At 39.5% G+C, this 23,865-nt stretch carries 22 protein-coding genes; 10 read left to right on the top strand and 12 right to left on the bottom strand.

All coding sequences use genetic code 11. The features are described 5' to 3' along the window. Positions 1 to 13: 13 nt before the first annotated feature. From LXF01_RS09340 to LXF01_RS09365, 6 genes are all read right to left on the bottom strand, one after another. A complete protein-coding gene (locus tag LXF01_RS09340) occupies positions 14 to 931 on the bottom strand; it encodes an alpha/beta fold hydrolase (RefSeq protein ID WP_373684066.1) in 918 nt (305 codons plus the stop codon). A gap of 250 nt (positions 932 to 1,181) precedes the next feature. Continuing rightward, entirely contained in the window at positions 1,182 to 1,793 is a 612-nt protein-coding gene (locus tag LXF01_RS09345; RefSeq protein ID WP_180022148.1) for a hypothetical protein, read from the bottom strand. Positions 1,794 to 1,871: 78 nt separating this feature from the next. Beyond that, positions 1,872 to 2,519, bottom strand: a complete 648-nt coding sequence (locus tag LXF01_RS09350; RefSeq protein WP_233944203.1) for an Ig-like domain-containing protein — start codon at positions 2,517 to 2,519, stop codon at positions 1,872 to 1,874. A gap of 187 nt (positions 2,520 to 2,706) precedes the next feature. After that, complete coding sequence (locus tag LXF01_RS09355) at positions 2,707 to 4,572, bottom strand: SurA N-terminal domain-containing protein (protein WP_233944204.1); 1,866 nt, start codon at positions 4,570 to 4,572, stop codon at positions 2,707 to 2,709. A 132-nt stretch (positions 4,573 to 4,704) separates the two neighbouring features. Further along, positions 4,705 to 4,977 (bottom strand): HU family DNA-binding protein, encoded by a 273-nt coding sequence (locus tag LXF01_RS09360; RefSeq protein WP_078188662.1) that lies wholly within the window; start codon positions 4,975 to 4,977, stop codon positions 4,705 to 4,707. Positions 4,978 to 5,143: 166 nt separating this feature from the next. After that, a complete protein-coding gene (locus tag LXF01_RS09365) occupies positions 5,144 to 5,614 on the bottom strand; it encodes a phasin family protein (RefSeq protein WP_233944205.1) in 471 nt (156 codons plus the stop codon). Positions 5,615 to 5,819: 205 nt separating this feature from the next. Here LXF01_RS09365 and LXF01_RS09370 point away from each other — a divergent pair, with 205 nt between their 5' ends. The 8 genes from LXF01_RS09370 to fdx all read left to right on the top strand — a co-directional run bounded on the left by LXF01_RS09370 (position 5,820) and on the right by fdx (position 11,994). After that, a complete protein-coding gene (locus LXF01_RS09370) occupies positions 5,820 to 6,467 on the top strand; it encodes a hypothetical protein (protein ID WP_233944206.1) in 648 nt (215 codons plus the stop codon). 112 nt (positions 6,468 to 6,579) lie between these two features. Further along, a complete protein-coding gene (locus LXF01_RS09375) occupies positions 6,580 to 7,053 on the top strand; it encodes an Rrf2 family transcriptional regulator (protein WP_078188665.1) in 474 nt (157 codons plus the stop codon). A gap of 1 nt (position 7,054) precedes the next feature. Further along, complete coding sequence (locus tag LXF01_RS09380) at positions 7,055 to 8,272, top strand: IscS subfamily cysteine desulfurase (protein WP_078188666.1); 1,218 nt, start codon at positions 7,055 to 7,057, stop codon at positions 8,270 to 8,272. Positions 8,273 to 8,376: 104 nt separating this feature from the next. Further along, entirely contained in the window at positions 8,377 to 8,763 is a 387-nt protein-coding gene (gene iscU, locus LXF01_RS09385; RefSeq protein ID WP_078188667.1) for a Fe-S cluster assembly scaffold IscU, read from the top strand. Between the two features lie 37 nt (positions 8,764 to 8,800). Then, the gene (gene iscA / locus LXF01_RS09390; protein WP_078188668.1) at positions 8,801 to 9,121 is read left to right on the top strand and encodes an iron-sulfur cluster assembly protein IscA; all 321 of its coding nucleotides are present in this window, start codon (positions 8,801 to 8,803) and stop codon (positions 9,119 to 9,121) included. A 103-nt stretch (positions 9,122 to 9,224) separates the two neighbouring features. Then, the gene (gene hscB, locus LXF01_RS09395) at positions 9,225 to 9,740 is read left to right on the top strand and encodes a Fe-S protein assembly co-chaperone HscB (protein ID WP_180007824.1); all 516 of its coding nucleotides are present in this window, start codon (positions 9,225 to 9,227) and stop codon (positions 9,738 to 9,740) included. A 39-nt stretch (positions 9,741 to 9,779) separates the two neighbouring features. After that, a complete protein-coding gene (gene hscA / locus LXF01_RS09400; protein ID WP_111883719.1) occupies positions 9,780 to 11,639 on the top strand; it encodes a Fe-S protein assembly chaperone HscA in 1,860 nt (619 codons plus the stop codon). Between the two features lie 16 nt (positions 11,640 to 11,655). Then, entirely contained in the window at positions 11,656 to 11,994 is a 339-nt protein-coding gene (gene fdx / locus LXF01_RS09405) for an ISC system 2Fe-2S type ferredoxin (RefSeq protein WP_078193483.1), read from the top strand. A gap of 175 nt (positions 11,995 to 12,169) precedes the next feature. On the opposite strand, the gene LXF01_RS09410 is transcribed toward fdx, so the two are convergent. From LXF01_RS09410 to LXF01_RS09430, 5 genes are all read right to left on the bottom strand, one after another. Then, a complete protein-coding gene (locus LXF01_RS09410; RefSeq protein WP_078193484.1) occupies positions 12,170 to 13,636 on the bottom strand; it encodes an adenylate/guanylate cyclase domain-containing protein in 1,467 nt (488 codons plus the stop codon). Between the two features lie 61 nt (positions 13,637 to 13,697). Continuing rightward, entirely contained in the window at positions 13,698 to 14,132 is a 435-nt protein-coding gene (locus LXF01_RS09415; RefSeq protein WP_067762788.1) for an HIT domain-containing protein, read from the bottom strand. A 222-nt stretch (positions 14,133 to 14,354) separates the two neighbouring features. Next, on the bottom strand, positions 14,355 to 17,822 hold the full coding sequence (gene mfd, locus LXF01_RS09420) for a transcription-repair coupling factor (protein WP_233945454.1): 3,468 nt from the start codon (positions 17,820 to 17,822) through the stop codon (positions 14,355 to 14,357). A 179-nt stretch (positions 17,823 to 18,001) separates the two neighbouring features. Next, positions 18,002 to 18,358, bottom strand: a complete 357-nt coding sequence (locus tag LXF01_RS09425) for a hypothetical protein (RefSeq protein ID WP_078193486.1) — start codon at positions 18,356 to 18,358, stop codon at positions 18,002 to 18,004. A 335-nt stretch (positions 18,359 to 18,693) separates the two neighbouring features. Then, positions 18,694 to 20,142, bottom strand: coding sequence for an aspartate ammonia-lyase (locus tag LXF01_RS09430; RefSeq protein WP_233944207.1), 1,449 nt, complete (start codon positions 20,140 to 20,142; stop codon positions 18,694 to 18,696). Positions 20,143 to 20,565: 423 nt separating this feature from the next. Between LXF01_RS09430 and putP the strand changes: the two genes are divergently transcribed. Further along, the gene (gene putP / locus LXF01_RS09435) at positions 20,566 to 22,068 is read left to right on the top strand and encodes a sodium/proline symporter PutP (protein ID WP_078193488.1); all 1,503 of its coding nucleotides are present in this window, start codon (positions 20,566 to 20,568) and stop codon (positions 22,066 to 22,068) included. 61 nt (positions 22,069 to 22,129) lie between these two features. Here putP and LXF01_RS09440 read toward each other — a convergent pair whose 3' ends face one another. Continuing rightward, the gene (locus LXF01_RS09440; protein WP_180007830.1) at positions 22,130 to 22,624 is read right to left on the bottom strand and encodes an Lrp/AsnC ligand binding domain-containing protein; all 495 of its coding nucleotides are present in this window, start codon (positions 22,622 to 22,624) and stop codon (positions 22,130 to 22,132) included. 92 nt (positions 22,625 to 22,716) lie between these two features. On the opposite strand from LXF01_RS09440, the gene LXF01_RS09445 reads away from it, so the two are divergent. Further along, positions 22,717 to 23,807, top strand: a protein-coding gene (locus LXF01_RS09445) for an IS4-like element ISAba1 family transposase (protein WP_151725855.1) whose coding sequence is annotated in 2 segments (ribosomal slippage) — positions 22,717 to 23,257 and positions 23,257 to 23,807 — 1,092 coding nt in all. Because the reading frame shifts where the segments join, the coding sequence is not laid out codon by codon here. Positions 23,808 to 23,865: the final 58 nt, after the last annotated feature.

Genomic DNA, 23,865 nt, shown 5'->3' on the forward strand with positions numbered 1-23,865 from the left:
CTACCAATCTGATTCATTGAACAGTTGAAAGAAACTTTAAATATGGCAACGCCATTAACTGCTCCGCTTCTAAGATTGGCATATGACCAACATGGTCTAAAATCAGAGGCTTTTCGGCTTTTTTAAATAAGCGTCTCAGTTCTTCTGCTACTTCAACATTGATAATCTGATCTTGCTTCCCCCAGATAATAAACACAGGTGCATCAATGCCTCGTGCAGCCAAAGCAAAGGACTCTGGCGTATACAAGGTGGCCATTTTTTGCAGTTGCTCCACCATTTTATTGGTTTGTTTAGACTGAACGATCATCAACTTTTCTTGCCCAATTTTTAATTCTTGTGGAATAAAAGGCGGAGATTGCATCACGATCTTCATCACGCGATCAAAATCACCAGTTTTTCTGACCACTAGCTCTGCAAGCTTTGCCGTATCTTTTAGATACGCTGTATTGCTCGACTTAAAGACACCTGCTGAATCCACCAACAATAAAGATTTCACTTCTAAGGGATACTGAGCGCTATAGAGCATGGCAATTGCACCACCCATCGAATGCCCTGCGATATGTAAATTTGGATCTAACTTTGCAGCATCTATAAATCGTCGTAATTTTTCAGTTAAATTAGGAATTGATAGATCAAATTGATCTGCGACAATAGTTTCTCCATGTGCCGGCAGATCTGGAATAATGACATGATAATTGGGCGTTAAATAACGGGCAACTCGGTTCCAATTATCACGCGTGCCTGACAAACCATGCAGCAACAGTAGCGTCGGTTTTCGTGGATCTCCTCCTTCACTGTATGTCCATTCGATTTCATTATTTTTGACTTTTTTACTACTCAAGCCCGCCCAAGCTCTTTCCTGCTCTAAAACTTTTTGAAAGTTTAGTTCTGCAGCTTGAATACTACTGGCAACGCAAATCGTTAGTAGCATCTGTATCATGTGTTTAAAATAATGATCCATCCATCGCAATAACGGGTTCTTTAAACGTTTACATTGAGGCATATACAGAGATATCATCCACTTAATCCTTTGTCGTGATGAGTTATTTTTTTCATATTATTTTTTGAGAACACCAATCTACGATGCTAGAGTCAATATTTCATTTGCCAAATCTTTTAAATAAAAATTATATCTGTCAATTTAAACCCAAAAAAACCAGCTCGGAAGCTGGTTCATATTTCTAAGCAAGCCAATCAGACGGTGTCAGTGGAGCTTCAATGAGTAAGCTTGGATATTCAAGCGCAGGAAGTATAGCGGGCGGATTTGAAACGTCGCTGCCCAATGCGATCAAATCCTGTTCATCGGTGTGCAATACAATTGGGACTTCATTCGCATCCTGTAAAAGCGTATCTAGATTGATCACAGATTGAATCGGCTCAATTTGACTGTCATTTTGGTTTTCACTTTGCTCATCACTTGCCAATAAAATCTCTGTAAGTTCAACAGATGATTCAGGTTGTGCAAGAAACAGTTTAGCTATTGAGATTTCAGGCGATTGAACACCACGACTGTCCTCCGCCACGATTGTTGCAAAGCCACCATTTTGAATCGGGTTATCCATCGACCAAAAACCACTTTCATTGGCATACGTCACGTACTCTTGACCATTGGCTGTAACAATGATTTTAGCCTGTTGAAATGCATTGCCTTCGAGTTTTTCAGTATTTAGCGTCACTTCTGGCGCCGGCAGTAGATAGCTTGGATTTTCAGGCGAGGTCTGAATAAATGGAAATACCAAGCCAATCGCAGGAGATTGCTGACCAAATTGATCTTCCACAACAATCATCAACATGCCACCATTTGCCACTGGATTTTCTATTGACCAAGCGCCATTTTCATCGACCTGAATACGATAGACCGCTTGATCCGACTAAATCACAACAGTCGTATTTGGTGCGGCAGTACCTGATATCACCGCGCCAGACTCTAAAATCGTAACAGCTTGCGGTAAAATGATTTGCGCTGTATGCAACCCCTCAGAACGATTACCGTCCTGATCAATTGCCACAACACTTATTGCACCTGTGGTCGTTAAAGGATTGAGCATCGACCAATCGCCATTTACATCAGCAACTGTTATAAACTCTTGCTCACCATAGGTCACAACCACCGTATTTCCTGCATCAGCTTTACCAACCAAATATTCGCCTTTTTCAATTATTTCCGGCATCTTGGGTAGCACACTTGGCTCTGCAATTGGAGCAATCATTATTGCCTCTGAGCGTAAGCCATGATGATTTACCGCATAAATTGTGGCAACTCCACCATCCTTCAGTGGATTTTCAATCTGCCGATGTCCTTGTTTATCCACTTTGACGCGTGTAACAGTTTCACCGACTGAAATGATCACCCATGTTTTTGGCTCTGCCGTGCCAGTTATAAGATCGTCTAGTCCAGTCACTTCTGGTGTTGAGGGAATATGCTGATGCTGTGTTTTCCCCTGAATCAGCAACTGCTTTATTTCAACTTGTCCCAAAATGTTTTTTAAAATACCGTTTAAATCTCTCATCTTTTGCATAACACCCTCAAATCACATCATTATATTTATTTGGGAAAATGCCTTCCCAAACTCAATTTAAGAGAATTATTTAAATAGTCAATTTTATTTAATCTTTGTTTTTAAAAGTTTTTCTTAAAGTGTGATGCATTAAACTTAAACATAAAAAAACCAGCTCGAAAGCTGGTTTTTTTTAAAGCTGCCTTAATTATTTAATTTTGGCATGATCTTTTAGATAACGTGTGTAGTCATCAAATTCTTGTTGACCACGAAGCTGTTGATAAAGTTTTGTTAACTCATCTAACTGCTCACCCGTTAATGCCGCATCAGATTGTTTGTTCACTGTAGTCACAGCAACCACAACCAATTCATTTGGTAGATTAGTCGTAGTAACAGACCAATGACCTGCTTTCGGCGCTTTTACACTAAATGCAGCACGTTGAATTTCGCGTTTTAACAAACCATCCGCACGAGTGAATGTACCCGCATTTTCAAAGTTTAAACTGCCTTTTGCAACTGAAGCAGCAGGTTTTGCAGCAAACTCTTTTAATGTCGCTTGAATCTGGGCTTTTGCAGCATCAGACGCTTTCTTTTCAATCAACTGAGTTTTCACATGCGCTTTCGCTTCAGCTAAGGTTTGAACACCTGCAGCATGATAGTTACGCACTTTTACCCAAACTACATCACCGTTTTTCAACTGAATGCTAGATGAAACATTACGTTCACCATTTTTAACATCAACGTTAAACAATTTAACTTTGACGTTTGCATCACTTAAAACTGGATGTTGCGATGCTAATGTTAAGCCATTCAATGATTGAACTTTTACACCTTTCACTTCTTGACCCACGACATCGAGGGCATCACTGCTCACCACCATATCATTGAGGCTGTTTACAGTGTCAGAAAAAACATTGGCTTTTTTCGAAGCAGCGACTTCTGCTTGCAGACGTGCTTTTTCTTGTTCAAATGAAGCCACTTTTACAGCTGGCGCCACTTTTTCGATCAAGTGATAACCACTGTCTGTTTTCACTGGAGCAGTCACTTGACCAGCTTGAGCACCTTCAACTGCTGCATCAAATGCATCACCAAATACACCTTTTTCATAAGCAACCAGTTCACCACCTTTCGCTTTAGATTCAGGATCTTCAGAGAATTGCGCAGCAGCTTGGTTAAAGCTTAAACCCGCTTTAATTTTAGCTTGAACACTTTCAGCCAGTTTTTTAGCTTCGGCATCTGAACGATTGTCCTCAGTGATCATGATGTGCTTAACGATAGGTTTAACTGACTTCTGTGCATTCTCAACAAAGCTGTTATACGCTTCTTTCAGTTCAGCATCAGTTGCAGCTTCTACTGGTGCAGTAATATTGGCAGGTGTTAATACGACAAAATCTGCATCAACACTGGTTGCTTGCTTAAATTTGTTTTTATGCTGCTCATAATAAGCCGCAATTTCAGCATCAGATACTTTTACATTTTTCTTGTAATTTTCAAGATTAATGCTCGCCAACTGAATACTACGTTGTTCCGTTTGTAAGTTCGCAATTTGCAAGATATCAAGCTTACTCACCAATGCATATTCCATAAATGTTGTAGACAATATTTTTAAAGCATGGTCTTTACGTAAATTATCAATGAATGTGCGATTCGTCATACCAATCGATTCGAGGTATCGCGCAAACGCTTCATCAGAAAATTGACCATTGACTTGAAAGCTTGGCTGCTGATGAATCATTTGCACAATTTGTGCATCACTCAAGCTAATGCCTAATTTATCAGCTTGTTGCAATAGCAATTGGCGTGAAACCAAAGTATCCATCGCTTTATTGCTAATGAAATTTTGATTCAATAATGTTTCATCACCCTGAGCATATGCCAGATATTGTTCTTTTAATGAGTTCGTCAGTGCTTCGAGTTCTTTTTGAGAAATTTCAGTACCGTTTACAGTCTTTGCTGCATCTTTAGATCCACCACTAAAATATCCTTCAATACCTACAAGTGCTAAAGGGGTCAAAAACAAAACGAGCAAGACCTTGCCCAGCCAACCCTTAATGACTTTACGAAACGATTCCATAAGTATTCCAATATTTTATTTGCGGTGAATTTTAACCGAAAACCCGAGATGAATGAATGCGATATATCAATTAATCACATTTACCAATAAAAAACGCGCCAATTTATGGCGCGTCTCATGTGCTTAATAAGATTAAGCTACAGAATCTTTCAAGCCTTTACCCGCTTTGAAGCTAGGAACTTTGCTTGCTTTGATTTCTAAAGTCGCACCAGTTTGTGGGTTACGACCAGTACGTGCAGCGCGTTCTTTTACGCTGAAAGTACCGAAACCAACTAAAGTAACTGTATCACCAGCTTTTAATGCATTGGTAACTGCAGCAATTGTAGCATCTAAAGCTTTACCGGCATCGGCCTTAGATAATCCCCCATTTTCGGCAATTGCATCAATTAATTCTGATTTATTCATGAAAATTACGTCCTCTTAATATCGTTTATTTAAGGTTCAAGAATTTGTATAAAACGCCATAACGCCTTTATAGCAATGCTTTAGGGTTAAACGCAATACTCCTCAACCTCTTTTTATAGAATTTTTTGACGAAAAAAACCTTGAAAATTCGATAATATTAAAAAAGTTAGTGTTTTCTCAATATTTCGGCCCTCAGTTGGGCATTCTCTTCGGCCAATTGGTCAACTTTAGTATGTAATTGAAGTATAAGCCTTTCTAAGTGCTGTAAATCCTTTACAGTCACCAATCCTAAACGGTTTAAAGAATGATTAACACCATTATCTAAAATTTTTTCTACCTTATCTTTCGTATCGGTTACAGATTCCTTGGCTTTTTCTGAAACTTTTTCGACAGTTTGATCTGCAATATCAATCGTTTTGGACTCAAGCTCCTCTCCAACTTTGACTAAAGAGTCAAAAAGCTTATTTCCCTCTCCCTCAGCACGTGAAAAAGCACCTAATCCAGCCAACCAAATCTGTTTGGTATATTTACGAAAATCCATTTTAGAGCGCCGATCAGAATGACTACGTGCCCGAGGTTTAGCCGGCTTTTCTGATGTTTCCCGTGCATCGTCAATTATGCTTTCTGTATTTTCCATAATCCGCACTTCTCCTGATTATTTTATGTGCACATCAACATGTGATTCTTCATTTTAACAACATAATAGCAAACATATAACTTGATAGATTGATTAAACTGTTCTACAAAGCTAGTGAATTACCAACTTTTTGGTATATTCTAAGTTCCTCTAGAGCAGGACGCTCAGTTTCCAGTGCTTTCAGATTTTAACAAGGACATTTTTTATGAGCGATACGCAACAAACACAAGCTCAACCATATTTGTTGCTTACTATGACCCTGATTGTTTTAGAAACGATTTTTACCTTCATTTTAAAACATGACCGTGTTGTAGCATTACAAGCTAAAAAATTTGTTGATCAAAAAGTCGCACTAAAAATAAATAGCTACATCCCTTATTTTGACTTTTATGTTCAGTTTACTGAGCACGGCATTCTGTTCGACACTAAATCTCCAGATAAAGTCATCGACCTTGATGTCCGCACGACACTAATGGATTTGGTGAAAATTTTTGTATTTGGTAATCGTAAGAGCATCAAAACCATGCGTATCGATGGCGATGTGGTTTTAAAAGATGAATTTCGTGATTTGGTTTCTTTATTTAGTGTGCCGAAAATTTTATCTGACTGGAAACACTGGCTGTCTGAACCTGTCGAAGAAAACGATATCGTTGCGTCTAAAAAACGTATTGCCCCACTTTTAGAAAAAATTGAACAGCAACGCTCTAAAATAAACACGCTACAAGTTGAAGTTAAACAATACAAAAACCGTATTAAGCGTATCGAACGTCGTCAAAAGCGGATTAATATCGCTTTTAGTCTAATATCTGTTCTTTTAATAACGTTATTAGTGTATAATGTGTGGTTCAAATAAATACATAATTTTTCAGACAAAATAAAACAAATAAACAATCTCAAAAAAACTTGACTATTTTAGTCAGGATTCATAAAATCTGCACATCTAGACTTAACATGTGTATCGAATCATGCGCTTAACAACTCGCGGTCGCTACGCAGTGACTGCTCTACTTGATCTAGCTTTGCAGCCAACTGAACAAACGATCACTCTTGCAGAAATTGCAGCTCGTCAAACCATTTCAGTGGCCTATCTTGAGCAGTTATTTGCAAAATTAAAGCGTCACGGCTTAGTTTCCAGCATCCGTGGAGCAAACGGTGGTTATCACCTTGCTCGTAGTGCTGAAGACATCACTGTTTTGGAAATTATTGAAGCTGTAAATGAAACAGTTGATGCAACCCGTTGTGACCACAAAGGCAACTGCCAAAATGGTGCAATGTGCTTGACTCACGATTTATGGCAGGAACTCTCCCACCACATTGCCGATTATCTTGCAAAAATCACCCTTGCTGACCTTGTAGCACGCGATAACGTTCAAACCGTATCTATTCGTCAAAATTCAGCAAACTTTGATTCAGCCCTTTTATCGGTTACAGGTATTTGACATGAAGCGTCCTATTTATCTTGACTATGCAGCAACTACACCTGTAGACCCTCAAGTCGCAGAACGTATGATGGAATGTCTAACGTTTGACGGTACTTTTGGTAATGCAGCTTCTCGTTCTCATGCTTACGGCTGGCAGGCAGAAGAAAAAGTAGAATATGCACGTGAACAAGTTGCTAATCTAGTAAAAGCTGATCCACGCGAAATCGTTTGGACTTCTGGTGCAACTGAATCTGACAACCTTGCGCTTAAAGGTATTGCTCAGTTCTATGCATCTAAAGGCAAGCACATTATTACAAGTAAAATTGAACATAAAGCAATTCTTGATACTTGCCGCGAGCTTGAAGAAGAAGGCTTCGAAATTACTTATCTTGAGCCAGAAGCAAAAACAGGTTTAATCACACCTGAAATGGTTCAAGCTGCCCTTCGTCCAGATACAATTCTTGTATCTTTGATGATGGTGAACAATGAAATCGGTACAACTACAGATGTAGCTGCAATCGGTGAATTGACTCGTGCAAACAAAACTTATTTCCACGTAGATGCTGCACAAGCTGCTGGTAAAGTAGAAATTGATCTTTCAACAATGAAAGTTGATTTGATGAGTTTCTCTGGCCACAAAATCTATGGTCCTAAAGGTATTGGTGCTCTTTATGTACGTCGTCAACCACGTGTACGTATTAAAGCGCAAATGCACGGTGGCGGTCATGAACGTGGTATGCGTTCAGGTACGCTAGCGACTCACCAAATCGTGGGTATGGGCGAAGCGTTCGAACTTGCCGGCAAAAACCTACATGCCGAACAAACTCGTATTCGTGTACTTCGTGACAAACTTTGGAATGGCTTACAAGGTCTTGAACAAGTCTTCCTGAACGGTCACCCAGAATACAACGTTGCAAACTATCTAAACGTCAGCTTTAACTTTGTTGAAGGTGAATCGTTAATGATGGCACTTAAAGATTGCGCAGTATCTTCTGGTTCTGCATGTACATCAGCAACTTTAGAACCATCTTATGTACTTCGTGCATTGGGTCTTTCAGACGAATTGGCTCACAGCTCGATTCGTTTCAGCTTTGGTAAATACACCACTGAAGCCGATATTGACCACGTACTTGAAATTACCAAAGCAGCAGTTGAAAAACTACGTGATCTTTCACCGCTTTGGGACATGTACAAAGAAGGTATCGACCTTAATTCTGTAGAATGGGCTGAACACTAATTCATCCCGGTGAGATAGCTTTTATTTTAAGGCTATCTCATTGATTAACGTAATTTCACCCCCATATTAATCTTAAGGCTGACCCCGAGGTTTGGAGAAGCATCATGGCTTATAGCGAAAAAGTAATTGATCATTACGAAAACCCTCGTAATGTTGGTGTTTTGGACAAAAATGCAGAAAACGTTGGTACAGGTATGGTCGGTGCACCAGCTTGTGGCGATGTTATGCGTCTACAGATCCAAGTTGATGACAACGGCGTAATTGAAGAAGCTCGCTTCAAAACTTACGGTTGTGGTTCAGCAATTGCATCTAGCTCATTAGTAACAGAGTGGCTAAAAGGCAAAACTCTTGATGAAGCTCAAGCAATTAAGAACATTGATATTGCAACTGAACTTGCACTTCCACCAGTAAAAGTACACTGCTCTGTACTTGCTGAAGATGCAATCAAAGCTGCTGTAGAAGACTACCGTAGCAAGAAAGTAAAAGCTTAATTGTTTACGTGTTTTAAAAAAGATTAACGGAGTTTTCATGATTCATTTAACTGAAAATGCTGCAACTCATATCAGCAATTACATCAAGAATCGCGGTAAGGGTGAAGGTATTCGCGTTGGCGTGAAAACTTCTGGCTGTTCTGGTTTAGCTTATGTACTTGAGTTTGTCGATGATATTGACACGCATGACCAAGTATTCGATCAGTTTGGCGTAAAAGTATTCGTTGATCCAAAAAGCTTAGTTTATCTTGAAGGTATGGAGATGGACTATGTGAAAAATGGTTTAAACGAAGGTTTTGAATTTAATAACCCAAATAAAAAAGGCGAATGTGGCTGCGGCGAATCGTTTACGGTTTAAGCCATTTCCACGCTCCTTTTCGCATTAAAACAGTGTAAAATTCACTGTTTTAATTGCATTTAAAGCAACACTTTTTGCACCTCTATTGCGGACACCATCTCCCATGAATCATTTTGAGTTGTTTAACTTACCTGTAGCACTCGATATTGATTTAGCAGTTTTAAAAGCTGAATTTTTAAAGTTGCAGCAACAATATCATCCAGATAAAGCCGAAGACAAAGATCTAGCCCTAATAAAATCTAGTGAGATTAATCAAGCATTTAAAGCTTTATCCAATGTTGATAGCCGCGCTGCATATCTTTTAAGTCTCAAAAAACAAGATTATCACCTTGATCAATCGATTAGTGATTTTGAGTTCCTACAAGATGCCTTAGAAATTCGTGAACAGTTAGATGAGGCATGCTCTGCTGATGACCTCACTTCACTTAAAACTGAAGTTCAGCAATGGATTGACGGTTTGGTTCGTGAATTTAAAATTGATTATGACGACGAAGACTGGGCTGAAGCACGTGATACCGTACGTAAATTACGCTTCTTCCAAAAAGTAATGGCTGACATCGATAAAGCTGAAGATCGTTTCTTAGACGACGATAGCTTTGATTTAGACGATGATTTTTAATTTATTTTTTATATTTGACGTTCAAAGGATGTAACACACATGGCTCTCTTGCAAATTGCAGAACCTGGTCAATCAAGTGCGCCGCATGAACACCGCATCGCAATTGGTATCGATCTTGGGACTACACACTCTTTAGTAGCCACGGTACTTTCTGGTAAAGCGAAAGTGCTTAACGATGAACATGGTCGTGTGTTACTCCCTTCTATTGCACACTACGGCGAATCCACTACGCAATATGGTGACGACGCAAAGGCATTCTTAACGACTGATCCTAAAAACACCATCGTTTCTGTAAAACGTTTTATGGGGCGCTCTAAAGCAGATATTAAATTCCAACACCCGTACAACTTAGTCGGTGAAGGGAATGAAATGCCTGCTTTTGAAACTGCACAAGGTCGTAAAACACCCGTTGAAATTTCTGCTGAAATTTTAAAACAACTCAAAGACCGTGCAGAAAGCAGCTTAAATAATCCAGTAAATGGTGCTGTCATTACTGTGCCTGCCTATTTTGATGAAGCACAGCGTCAAGCAACGCGTGATGCAGCTCAGCTTGCAGGCTTAAATGTACTGCGTCTTTTAAATGAACCGACTGCTGCTGCAGTGGCTTATGGCTTAGACCAAGACACGAATCTGGCACACGATCAGAACTATGTGATCTATGATTTAGGTGGCGGTACTTTTGACGTTTCAATTTTACGTTTCTCTCAAGGTGTTTTTGAAGTTCTAGCAACGGGTGGCCATACGGCGCTTGGTGGTGATGACTTAGACCGTCTGATTGTAAAATGGGCAAAAAAACAACTGAATATTGAAACTTTAGATGATGCTGAATATGCCCATTTCATCGTTTCTGCTCGTAAAGCAAAAGAAGCTCTAACCGAGGCTGAATCTGTAGAGCTTAAAGTTCTTGATCAATCATTGACTTTAGACCGCCCTACTTTTGAATCCATCATCAAGGTTGCTTTGGATAAAACTATCAGCGTTTGTAAACGTGTCATGCGTGATGCCAAGCTTGAACTCAGCGATATTCAAAATGTGGTATTGGTCGGTGGTTCTACCCGCTCGTATGCTGTACAAAAAGCTGTTCAAGATGTCTTCAATCAAGAACCGCTCTGCACTATTAACCCTGATGAAGTTGTGGCCATTGGCGCGTCGATTACAGCGAACCAGCTTATTGGTAACTCTAAAGATGGTTCATTGCTTTTAGACGTCACGCCGCTTTCTTTAGGTTTAGAAACCATGGGCGGTTTGGTTGAGCGCCTTATTTCGCGTAATACAGCCATTCCAGTGGCGCGTCGCCAAGAATTCACAACCTATCAAGATGGTCAAACAGCGATGTTGATTCATGTTGTACAAGGTGAACGTGATCTGGTTGAACATTGCCGTAGTCTAGGTCGTTTCGTTCTTCGTGGAATTCCACCGATGACTGCGGGTCAAGCACGCATTGAAGTGACTTTTCAGGTCGATGCTGATGGTTTACTCACGGTGTCAGCCAAAGAAACCACTTCTGGAGTACATGCTCAAATTGACATCAAACCATCTTATGGTTTATCTGATGCCGACACCGAACGCTTACTAATTGATGGTTATAAGTTTGCTGAAGAAGACAAAAACTTACGTCATCTTCAAGAAACCAAAGTTGAAGCAAAACGTGAACTTGAAGCACTTGATCAAGCACTTAAAGTAGATGCTCAACTCCTCAGCCAAGAGCAACATAGTTCCCTCACTGCTGCACGCACTGTTTTAGATGCTGCACTGGAAACGACAGATATCAAAGCTATTGAACATGCTGTAGAACAGCTTAAAATACATAGCGATGCATTTGCTGCAGCTCGTATGAATCAGCACATTGATGCCGCACTGAAAGGCACAAAACTCGATGACTGGTCAAACTCAAATTAATTTATAGGTCAAGATTATGCCACGTATTAAAGTACTGCCTCACGCAACAATCTGCCCAAACGGCGCTGAGTTTGAAGTCGAATCAAATGCTAACCTTTGCGAAAGCATGTTAAAAAACGGCATCAAAATTGAGCATGCATGTGATATGTCTAAAGCGTGCACCACTTGCCATGTGGTTGTACGTAAAGGTTTTGATGGTCTAGATGAAATGGATGATGTCGAAGCAGATCTTCTCGATCGTGCTTGGGGATTAGAACCAGACTCTCGCCTGTCATGCCAAGTAAAAATTGAAGATGAAGATTTGGAAATTGAAATTCCTAAATACACCATCAACCATGCTTCAGAAAATCATTAATTTATAGATAATTTTCTATAATCAAAAAGCCAGTTCATCGTAACTGGCTTTTTTATGCATAAAACTATTCAACAATTTAAAAAAAAGAAGACGTTTTGATAAAAGAATGAATTGAGTTATTTTTACAATTTAAGGCAATACGATTAGATCTAATTTTTATAATGTATATGTGAAATTAAGAGTGAGATTCAGTTTTTTTGACTTCTTCGATCACTTCGTCTTCTAAATTCAGTTTAACAATACCAGCAGAGTTGGTCATTTTTTGCTGAGTTTGTAAGCGTTGAATCATACGTTCTAAAACATGTATTAGTTCAGGATATTCAAAGTTTTGCACTTCATCTAAGTTCAATAATAGATTAAAGCCTTTATATTCGTAATCGAACCAACGTTGATAATCTGTTTTCTGTGAGGTGTATTTTTCCATCACTTGCCAAGTACGTACTGGGCCTTTGATGCCTTTTAAGAAGATCGGTGCTTTAGGTGCACATAAATAGTCATTTTTCACTAAATGATGCGTATCGTCTGAAATCAAAATTTCATCGACTTCGGCCGCACTTTGTAATCTTGCAGCCAAGTTTGCATCACGTCCAACGATGGTATAAGCCATACGGTGAGCCGCACCATAGTTCCCAACGTGACAATACCCTGTAGAAATACCCATACGAATGTGTAGCGGCGGATAACCCATTTTAATCCAGCGTTCACGCAGCAACTTCATTTGCTGACGCATGACCATTGCCATCTCTAAACAGGTTTTTGCATCTTGCTCTACACCTTGGCTATGTGGATCACCAAAAAAGATTAGAATTGCATCACCCATAAATTTATCGACAGTCGCTTCATACTGTTTGGCAATCTCAGTCATATGACTCAAATAGTCATTGAGTAGAAATGCTAAATCGTCTGGGATTAATGTTTCAGAAAGTTCTGTGAACCCTTGGATATCTGAAAAGAAAATCGTGAGTTTTTTACGTTTATATTCGATTTTAGCTTCAGATTCACCTTTCATAATCGATTGCCAAAGCTGCATTGGCGCATAACGACTCAATTGATTTGCGAATTCCATATAACGATTCATCTGATCATAATAATGGTTCTTTTTATTGCTCAAAGACTGAACTTGGGTGTGTTGATAAAACGTCCCCACACTGAAATATGTAATAAGGCACAAAAAACCTAGAACGGTTAACTCACTGCTGGTTGACTCAAAATATTCTTGAAAACCAAAGACATAAATATTACACAAATAAAATACAGTGACGCCTACAATTCCTGCCAAGGACATCATTAAGAAATTAATTTTGTTATAAATGGTTGTATATAGCAGCGCAAAGACCGCAAGAAAAGTTAAAACAAGGCTTAAATGTACTGCAGACATCAGTACAGCAATTACTATGATATCGATCAGAAAAAGCACATTACGCTTAACTTGATTGCTATATCGATAAATTAACCAATGAGAAAACTTAGGAACGACTAAAATCAGAAAAAATAAAAATGCAGGAATATAGATTTGATATTGCGTATCTGGCTGAGTGTAATGATAGACAACAATCACCAAAGACAGCATGATATATCCCATCAAACGATGAAAATATTCAAACTGTTTAGGCTCTTTGCTGATTAAATTGTCTAACGGCACTCGATCGCCCCCATACGGACACTCATTCTTCTACTATCCTGATATTGTCCGTAAATCGGGATTAGTCCATACGCCAATCAAAAGGCATATCACCTTGACCACGTAGTGCAAGCATCAGTGTTTGGCGCATGTGTGCCAAGACATCATTGTTATAAGGAACTGCTGGCGTACCCCAAACTGGTTTCGGCCAAGCCACATCATTTTGATAACGAACAACATGATGAAAATGTAATTGTGGAACCATATTACCCAATGCAGCTACATTCATTTTGTCTGCACGGAATACACGTGACAATTGGCTTGATAACCAGCTTGATTCACGTAAAAACTGCTCTTGGTCTGCCTGACTTAATTCATAAAGCTCTGTAATTCCCGGAACACGTGGAATCAAAATAAGCCACGGGAATTGCATATCATTCATCAAACGACATGTTGACAGAGGAAAGTCGCCTACATAAAACGTATCTTGAGCAAGTTGTGGATGTAAACTAAACATATCTTTATAAATGATGCAAAATTAGAATGATGGCTAATACTATCACATCCTTATGGGTGTGAATATTCAGTACAGAACGTTTCATTACAAATAAACCGCATTTGAATAAAACGTTGCTTGCTTATGACTCTAATAAATTTTTCAAAAAAATCAAGCGTTTCTTCTATATAAAAAACACGCATAAAATCTACTCATTCTAAACAAGCAATTTATACGCCAAATCTAGTGATTTGGCGCCAATTCCTTCAGCAAACTGTCTAATAAGTCATTTATAAATTGAATTCGTTTGTCATATTCTTCGAGCATGACCATCACTTTTAGACGCTGTCCACCTTCCATTCGGAAGAAAGTCGGATGCTTTTGCATCATTTGAATGATGGATATGGCTTGAACTGGTGTATCTGGCGAGAACTCAATACTGCCGCCATGTGAGCTGATATCAATTTTTGTAATACCCAATTGTTCCGCTTTTAAACGCAACTGATGGACAGAGAATAACTGCTTAACTGCTTGTGGTGGTAAGCCAAAACGATCGATCAACTCCATACGAATGTTATCGAGTTTCTCTTGAGTATCCGTATTACTAATGCGTTTGTAGAACAATAACCGTTGATGTACATCGCCCAAATAATCATCTGGAATTAAGGCTGGCATATGCATGCTAATTTCAGCCGTTAATGATAATGGTGAGTCAAAATTAGGTGTTTTGCCTTTTTGAATGGCTTTGGTGGCTTTTTCAAGCATTTCCATATATAAACTATAACCGATGGTTTGCATTGAGCCACTTTGCTGTTCACCCAGCAACTCACCTGCACCACGAATTTCTAAGTCTTCTGTAGCCAACATGAAACCCGCGCCCAAAGTTGATGCACGCGAAATGGCATCTAGGCGTTTTTCAGCATCACCCTTTAAGCCTTTGAGCGAAGGTACAAGTAAATAGGCGTATGCTTGATGGTGCGATCGGCCGACACGACCACGTAATTGGTGCAACTGCGCCAGCCCCAGTTTATCTGCACGTTCAATCAAAATGGTATTGGCGTTTGGCACATCAATCCCAGTTTCAATAATGGTTGAACACACCAGCACGTTATATTCTTTATGATAGAACTGTTGCATGATTTGCTCTAGTTCACGCTCACGCATTTGACCATGAGCAACCGCAACACGTGCTTCAGGGACCAATTCCCGTAAGGTTTCTGCCGTACGTTCAATGGTCTCGACTTCGTTGTGTAAGAAATACACTTGTCCACCACGTAGCAATTCACGCAAGATGGCTTCTTTGATCGAATCTCCAGTATGCTCTTGTACAAAGGTTTTCACAGCAAGTCGACGTGCAGGCGGCGTTGCAATAATAGATAGATCACGCATGCCACTAAAAGCCATATTCAGCGTACGTGGAATAGGCGTTGCAGTTAGCGTTAGCATATCAACATCGGCACGTAAGGCTTTAATTCGCTCTTTATCACGTACACCAAAACGGTGCTCTTCATCCACGATCATGAGGCCGAGATTTTTAAATTGCACACTTTCCTGCAAGATTTTATGTGTGCCAATCACAATATCCACTTTGCCTTCTGCGAGGTCTTCAATGGTTTTGGTATGTGATTTTGATGAACCAAAGCGTGATAGGACTTCAATACGTACAGGCCAGTCCGCAAAACGGTCTTTGAAAGACTCGTAGTGCTGCTGTGCCAACAGCGTCGTTGGAACAAGTACAGCCACTTGTTTGTTATTTTGTACTGCCACAAATGCAGCACGCATGGCCACTTCTGTTTTACCAAAACCGACATCACCACAAACCAAGCGATCCATCGGCTTCGCTTGTTGCATGTCATACAGTGTCGCTTCAATAGCATTGGCTTGGTCTAAAGTTTCTTCATAGGCGAAGCCACTTGCAAACTGCATATAGAGGCTCTGATCCAGTTCAAATCCATAACCCGGCTTCGAGTGACGACGTGCTTGAATATGTAAAAGTTCTGCCGCCACATCATGGATCTGCTCTAAAGCCTTGCGTTTGGCTTTAGACCATGCATCTGTGCCCAATTTATGTAATGGTGCTAGATCTGGGTCACCACCACTGTATCGGCTAATTAAATGCAGGTTTGTTACAGGGACATACACCTTAGCTGCATCGGCATAGTCTAACTGCAAAAACTCATGGTCTTGGTCATCGATACTCAAGGTAATTAAACCGGCATATCGCCCTACACCATAATCAATATGAACCACAGGTGCGCCAATACTTAGCTCGGTTAAACTGCGAACAAGGAACTCTTCTGATACTTCCTGTTGGCGTTTACGACGACGTTGAACCACACGGTGTTCATAAAGCTGATTTTCAGAAATTACACTGAGTTTGTCAGTTAGCAATAAACCACGATCTAAGGGCGCATTGGTGATCGCAATCGCATGCATAGAATGCATAAAATCATCAAAACTTTCGACCGTTGGGATATCACCCAAACTTGGACGCAATGCATCTTTTAAAGTTTCACGTCGACCAGCGCTTTCAGCCACTAAAAGCACTGGATAATTTGCCGCATCGATATATTGCTTAACAGCAGAAAATGGCTTTTCACGTTTTGGATCGACAGGTAAACGGGGTGGAATCTCAGCTGCAAGATTGATCATGCCATTGCGTTCATCAAAAGCCTCAGGCGAAGCCACGATACGACGGCAGAGATTTAATTGTTCTAACACTTGATTTGGTTGTAGGAAAATCTGCTCTGGCGGCAAAATCGGTTGGTCGACATTATGACGGCGGTCTTCATAGCGACGCACAATATCCGACCAAAACTGAATCAATGTATCATCTATGGCTCTGTCTGTAATGACAATGCCATTCTCAGGTAAGTACGAAAACAGGGTACTTTGCTCTCGCATGGCTTGTTCAGAGAAGAACAACGGAAAATAAAACTCAATACCCGGTGAAGCTATACCATCTTGTACATCTTGATAAATTGGGTTTTTCTTTGGATTTACTGTCGGAAAATTTTCCGCATATCGATCACGAAACAGTGAACGTGCTTCTTTTAATGGAAATTCTTTTGCAGGTAAAACCGTAAAATGATCTAAGTTTTGGGTGGTTCGCTGAGTTTCAGGATCAAAGAATTTGAGGGTATCGATTTCATCATCAAATAAGTCAATACGAATCGGTGAACTTTGCCCCGAAGCGTAAATATCCATGATGCTGCCGCGTACTGCAAATTCACCATGATCATAAACGGTATCCACCAAGTGATAGCCCGCTTGTACTAATCTTAATTTTTGTTGTTCGATATCAAATTTTTGACCCACTTTAATATCAAAGTGTTCACCTAATACCCAAGATGCAGGCGCAACTCGCTGCGCTAAAGTTGTTGCTGAAACCAACAACACGCCTTGCTGTGGCATATTAGACAAAATCGCCAAGCGTTCAGAAACAATGTCTTGATGTGGCGACAGCCGGTCATAAGGTAAAATTTCCCAATCTGGGAAAATAGTCGACTTAATTCCGTAAAATTCCAGCTCACTTTCTAACTGCCCGAGATGCTGATTATTACGTGCAACAATCACAAACAACTGTTTCGATTGTTTGCTAATTTCTTTAAATAATAATGCAGCAGATGAGCCTTGTAAGTTTCCGACCCACCGCTTTTCGCCAGCTTTAAGCTGTTTAAGATTGAGTTGTGAAATTTCTTGCTGGAACATGATGTAAATAGCTTTTAATGTTTTAATCACTTAGTGATCATATTAACACGATGCTTTTTACATTCCGAGATTTAAGCAACTATATACAGTGTTTTAACCAATATGGATTTGCGATTGTATTTTCTATTGATGAGTATCCTTAACGTACACATCAAACTCAAACACTGCAGTCCATTCACTTACTTACGATCACGGATGAATTGACGATAATAATCATTCAATAGTTTGACATAGAGTTTAAACTGCAACAGATTTTCTTCAGTATTGCCTAATCGTGCAACAAAGCGTTGACTTGCAATTTCCAGGTCTATTTTTTCATTGATAATCATTGCAGTGGCATAGAGCTGTTTTAAATCATCGAAATTTGTCATTTTTCTATTTGACAGATATTCCATACGTTCAGACAATGTATTTAAAACTACGCCTTCAATGATATAGCCCTGAGTTTCATCATATTGAATGTGGTGTTGTTCTAAGTAAAGTTGCTCAGGCGACTCTTTAGCGCCTTTGAATAAATCGACTAACTTATTAAACATCTGACTATCTACAACATGATAAAAAACCTATTGTACTTCGATTACATCCTTTTTTGGGCAAGTTAAAGTATTTCTGACTTTATCTATGCGCTAAATTTTTCATCCAAACCGTCATGACTATATATAGAACTATAATTACGATCTTAAGCAAATATAGCGTTTTATTTTCAACCCAATACTTTCTTTTAGAAATTAAGTTACTTTCAGAAATCTAAAACATCACTGCCATCAGATTAGTTTTCTAGATTTACCACTAATTTCTTCAAATAAAAAACGAAGGATTAACCTTCGTCATTTACTCATCATGGGGCTATTTAAAAGTCTTAAATAAGCATTTAACTCACTTGAGCGAGTGGCATACTAAATGGTGTCACTTCAGAAACTAAATTTTCAATCGAGAAAATTTCATCCAATTGACTTACAGTTAACAGCTCTTGCTCTAAAACCACTTGGCGAATGGTTTTATTTTCGGCAATACATTGCTTGCCGATTTCATCACATTTTGCATGACCTAAATATGGATCGAGTAAGGTCACGATTCCTACACTACGCATCACAGCATCAAAACATGCTTGCTCATTTGCCTGAATCCCTTGAATACATTTGCTGTCTAAAGTTTTCACCGCATTCACCAAAAGCTCAATTGATTCATTCATGGACAATGCAATCACCGGCTCCATGACATTTAATTGTAATTGCCCCGCTTCTGCGGCCAAAGTAATGGTTAAATCATTCCCCATTACTCGAAATGCAATTTGGTTGACCACTTCAGGGATCACAGGATTGACCTTTGCAGGCATGATCGACGAACCTGCTTGTAACTCAGGTAAACGAATTTCCGCTAAACCTGTTCGTGGCCCCGAACTTAAAAGACGTAAGTCATTACAGATTTTAGAAAGTTTGACAGCTAAACGTTTTAAGCAACTTGATAATAAAATATATACGCCACAATCGCTGGTTGCTTCGACATAGTCTTCTGCACCTTGCAATTTTAGACCGGTCAAATGAGCTAGATTTTCAACGGCCTTCGCTGCATAACCCGCAGGAGAATTCACGCCAGTGCCAATTGCCGTCGCACCTAAATTAATTTCCAATAGAAGCTGTCGATTTTGCTCAATCAACTTCAAATCTTCTTTTAATAATGTTGCAAATGCTCGGAACTCTTGCCCCAAAGTCATCGGAACAGCATCTTGTAACTGTGTACGCCCCATTTTGATGACATGTTTAAACTCATCGGCTTTAATATGTAAGCTTCCAATTAGCTGATTTAAAACCACAAATAAAGCATCAAAAGCGCTAAATGTTGCTAGACGCAGCGCTGTTGGATAGACATCATTGGTGGATTGTGACTTATTAACAAGGTCGTTGGGATGAATCCGTTGATAACTGCCTTTCGCATCTCCGAGCGACTCAAGGGCAATATTGGCAATGACTTCATTGGCATTCATGTTAATAGAAGTGCCTGCTCCACCTTGATAAATATCAATTGGAAATGAATCTGCCCATTGTTCTGGATGATCAATCAATGCATCACATGCCTGCTGAATCGCTTGGCGAATATCATCTTGTATTAAGTTAAATTGATAATTGGTTTCTGCTGACGCTTTTTTTACCTGAGCAATAGCGCGTACAAAGTTTAAATTTTGTCCGACATGCTGCTTTGATATTTGAAAGTTTTCGATGGCACGCAATGTGTGTATGCCGTAATAACATGACTGCGGGACTGCCTTATCCCCCAGTAAATCATGCTCTATTCTCGTTTTTTCCATTTGAACCGTTGTCACTGCGCATTCCCTCTAATTACGCACCAAGACTGTGCATACCTCATATTCGACCTGTTCAAATCATCTCACTACAGATGATGTGATGCACATTTGCAACCAAATATTTCAAATGCACATTTCTTGTTCAATATGTAACATTGTGTAATTTTTACCTATTTTCATTAGTTCTCTTTTTGTGATGAAAAGTCTTAGGTAGATTTACTTAACAAAATTTAAATTCCCTTCTGGACAACATTTCAGCAGTACAATAAAAAATTCGATTTGTAATAAGAAAAAATAGTGTTTACACAAAATATACATAAAATATGCTTAAAGGTTACAGAGTGTAATTTTTAAATCGTGCTTGAATCTGCGACTTACGACAGAAGTACAAATTTTCATCTAGGACAGAGATGATTTGCTTTCATTAAGGACGAACCGCCTATGAGCCATTTAAACCCGACATTAGTCACCTTTATTTTTTATATTCTTGCAATGCTTGCCATTGGTTTGTATGCCTACAGAGCTACGCATAACTTTGACGAATACATTTTAGGTGGACGAAGTTTAGGAAGTGTTGTGACCGCACTTTCAGCAGGTGCATCCGACATGAGTGGTTGGCTACTCATGGGTCTCCCTGGTGCAATTTATCTATCTGGTCTTTCTGAAGCTTGGATTGCAATCGGCTTAATTATCGGTGCTTGGTTGAACTGGCTGATCGTTGCCGGACGCTTGCGTGTTCATACCGAATATCAAAATAATGCCCTGACCCTGCCCGATTATTTCACAAGCCGTTTTGCAGACCGTAAAAAGATTTTACGTATCATTTCAGCTGTAGTGATTTTAGTTTTCTTTGCGATTTACTGTGCTTCTGGCATGGTGGCTGGCGCACGACTTTTCGAAAGTTTATTCGGTTGGAACTACACAACAGCACTGTGGATTGGTGCCATTGCAACCATCAGCTATGTCTGTATTGGTGGATTCTTAGCGATCAGTTGGACCGATACTTTCCAAGCGGGTCTGATGATCTTTGCACTGCTGATCACACCGATCATCGCCTACCTTGCTTTAGGTGATAACAGTCAAAATCTTGCTGCTATTTTGGAAACAGCTCGTCCGCAAGCTTCTAATTTATTTGAAGGTTTAAGTACGGTTGCGATTTTATCCAGCATGGCATGGGGCTTAGGCTATTTTGGTCAGCCGCATATTTTGGTTCGCTTTATGGCAGCCGATTCTGTTAAATCCATTCCGAATGCACGACGCATTGGTATGACATGGATGATCCTGTGTCTAGGCGGTGCTGTAGCAGTGGGTTATATCGGTATTGCTTACTTCCAAGTCCACCCAGAACTAGCGAGCGTCGTTAATGCTAACCCTGAAACGGTATTTATGGAATTGACTAAAATTCTATTCAATCCGTGGATTGCAGGGATTATTTTAGCCGCAATTTTAGCTGCGGTGATGAGCACACTTAGCTGTCAGTTATTGGTGTGTTCAACAACCTTGACGGAAGATTTGTACAAAGGATTTATTCGTAAAAATGCATCGCAAAAGGAATTGGTTTGGATTGGACGTGCGATGGTCTTAGCAATTGCCGTATTTGCAATCACCTTTGCAATGAACCCTGCAAGTAAAGTTTTAGGCTTAGTGGCTTATGCATGGGCAGGTTTCGGTGCTGCATTTGGCCCACTGATTATTCTTTCATTGCTGTGGAAACGTATGACGCTTAACGGAGCAATCATTGGTATGATCGTGGGTGCAGTGACTGTCATCGTGTGGAAAAACTACTTAGGCCACCTTGGTTTATACGAAATCATTCCAGGCTTTATTTTCTCTGCGATCAGTATCGTTGTCGTGAGCTTATTGGGCAAAGCACCAGAGGCGGATGTGGTTGAACGCTTTGAAAAAGCCGAAGCGCAATATCAAAAAGAAATGTCTGAAATCTAAAATTTTTGACACTAAAAAGGGGCTAAATACCCCTTTTTAGTACTCAATTATTGATGATTAGCTACTTCGGCCGAGCCGCAGGTTTCAGCTTAATTTGCATACTTTCTTTGATCACTTCCATCACAGGATAACTACGCGTTTCCTTGATACCAGGTAATTGCCAAAGCACCTGCCCTGAAATTTTTCTAAATTCTTCCATATTTGCGCAGCGTATTTTCACCACAAAATCAAAACCACCGCTGATCATGTGACATTCTACGATTTCTGGAATTTGACGCACTGCATCCGAAAAATCTTCCAATACGTTGGGCGTGGTTTTATCTAGTAAAATCTCCACAAAAACCACAAATCCATTGTTGAGTAAGACCGGATTTAAACGTGCTTCATAGCCTAAAATAAAGCCTTCTTTCGATAATTTTTGCACACGTGCCAACGCCGCAGTGGGTGATAAATTCACCATTTCTGCAAGCTTAATATTGGACAATTTTCCATCTTCTTGCAGCAGCTCTAAAATACGAATATCTATACGGTCTAAGCTCAAATATGGGCTACTCATCTGAATTTTTCTCTAAATATTCTCTGTACACGACAAAAATAGATAACTCATTGAAATAATGTCACAATAATTGTTTTCTAACGACGAATACTATGACACATCTCAATGAGTTATATCTTATCTTAAACAAATCTCTAAAATGGAACAAGTCACATTTAAAGTGCTTTGCGCTCATCATGCTTGTGATCATTTTAAAGCAAACATGTAATCTTTCTTCTGCATCTAAAGCCTTGCCCATCAAGTGCTTACCACAATCATTTTATCGACGTATGCAGCGCTTCTTTGCAGGTCAGTATTTTGATTATCGTCAAATTTCTCAGTTGATTTTCAATATGTTTTCATTCGACCAAGTGCAACTGACTTTAGATAGAACCAATTGGAAATGGGGAAAACGAAATATTAATATCCTGATGCTCGCAATCGTTTATCGTGGAATAGCGATACCTATCCTTTGGACATTGCTTAATAAACGTGGAAATTCAGATACGAAAGAGCGTATTGCTTTGATTCAACGCTTTATAGCCATTTTTGGTAAAGACCGTATTGTGAATGTGTTCGCAGACAGAGAGTTTATCGGTGAGCAGTGGTTTACATGGTTAATTGAACAAGACATCAACTTCTGCATTCGTGTTAAAAAAACTTCATTGTCACCAATCATTTAGGAAAGAATCATAAAATTAGTGATTTATTTCGCCATCTTAAAGTTGGTCAAATTGAATGTCGTAAACGACGGATTTTGGTTGGTCGGGTGAAACTATATATAAGTGCACTACAGTTAGAAAATGGAGAGCTTTTACTCGTCGTTTCTCCTCAGTTTAATGCCAATGCTATTCAGGATTATGCATTACGCTGGGAAATTGAAACCTTATTCAGTTGTCTCAAAGGACGCGGGTTTAATCTTGAAAATACGCGCTTGACAGACCCTAGACGAGTGAAAAAATTGATTGCGGTGTTAGCTATAAGCTTCTGTTGGTGTTACTTAACGGGTGAATGGCAACATAATCAAAAAAAAGCGATAAAAATAAAGAAGCATGGACGACTCTCAATGAGTTTATTTCGCTATGGTTTAGACTATGTTCAAATGGCGATTCAGCATTTAATTGGTTTTGGGAAAAAAGAAGAGTTTAAGGAAATTTTGGCAATTTTAAGAAAGCAGAATCCTGATAGGATAAGGGTTCTGTGAAATTTGTCGTGTACAGAGCTAAATATTATTAAAACTATAGTGAGTTATTCGCTAAATA

Origin of the sequence: Acinetobacter sp. SH20PTE14, from assembly GCF_021391555.1 — a bacterium.
GTDB classification, from domain to species: domain Bacteria; phylum Pseudomonadota; class Gammaproteobacteria; order Pseudomonadales; family Moraxellaceae; genus Acinetobacter; species Acinetobacter amyesii.

Coding starts and splice junctions, on each gene's coding strand:
- LXF01_RS09340 (WP_373684066.1), bottom strand. CDS start 931: ATGCTACTAACGATTTGCGTTGCCAGTAGTATTCAAGCTGCAGAACTA.
- LXF01_RS09345 (WP_180022148.1), bottom strand. CDS start 1,793: ATGTTGATGATTGTTGTGGAAGATCAATTTGGTCAGCAATCTCCTGCG.
- LXF01_RS09350 (WP_233944203.1), bottom strand. CDS start 2,519: ATGCAAAAGATGAGAGATTTAAACGGTATTTTAAAAAACATTTTGGGA.
- LXF01_RS09355 (WP_233944204.1), bottom strand. CDS start 4,572: ATGGAATCGTTTCGTAAAGTCATTAAGGGTTGGCTGGGCAAGGTCTTG.
- LXF01_RS09360 (WP_078188662.1), bottom strand. CDS start 4,977: ATGAATAAATCAGAATTAATTGATGCAATTGCCGAAAATGGGGGATTA.
- LXF01_RS09365 (WP_233944205.1), bottom strand. CDS start 5,614: ATGGAAAATACAGAAAGCATAATTGACGATGCACGGGAAACATCAGAA.
- LXF01_RS09370 (WP_233944206.1), top strand. CDS start 5,820: ATGAGCGATACGCAACAAACACAAGCTCAACCATATTTGTTGCTTACT.
- LXF01_RS09375 (WP_078188665.1), top strand. CDS start 6,580: ATGCGCTTAACAACTCGCGGTCGCTACGCAGTGACTGCTCTACTTGAT.
- LXF01_RS09380 (WP_078188666.1), top strand. CDS start 7,055: ATGAAGCGTCCTATTTATCTTGACTATGCAGCAACTACACCTGTAGAC.
- iscU (WP_078188667.1), top strand. CDS start 8,377: ATGGCTTATAGCGAAAAAGTAATTGATCATTACGAAAACCCTCGTAAT.
- iscA (WP_078188668.1), top strand. CDS start 8,801: ATGATTCATTTAACTGAAAATGCTGCAACTCATATCAGCAATTACATC.
- hscB (WP_180007824.1), top strand. CDS start 9,225: ATGAATCATTTTGAGTTGTTTAACTTACCTGTAGCACTCGATATTGAT.
- hscA (WP_111883719.1), top strand. CDS start 9,780: ATGGCTCTCTTGCAAATTGCAGAACCTGGTCAATCAAGTGCGCCGCAT.
- fdx (WP_078193483.1), top strand. CDS start 11,656: ATGCCACGTATTAAAGTACTGCCTCACGCAACAATCTGCCCAAACGGC.
- LXF01_RS09415 (WP_067762788.1), bottom strand. CDS start 14,132: ATGTTTAGTTTACATCCACAACTTGCTCAAGATACGTTTTATGTAGGC.
- mfd (WP_233945454.1), bottom strand. CDS start 17,822: ATGTTCCAGCAAGAAATTTCACAACTCAATCTTAAACAGCTTAAAGCT.
- LXF01_RS09425 (WP_078193486.1), bottom strand. CDS start 18,358: ATGTTTAATAAGTTAGTCGATTTATTCAAAGGCGCTAAAGAGTCGCCT.
- putP (WP_078193488.1), top strand. CDS start 20,566: ATGAGCCATTTAAACCCGACATTAGTCACCTTTATTTTTTATATTCTT.
- LXF01_RS09440 (WP_180007830.1), bottom strand. CDS start 22,624: ATGAGTAGCCCATATTTGAGCTTAGACCGTATAGATATTCGTATTTTA.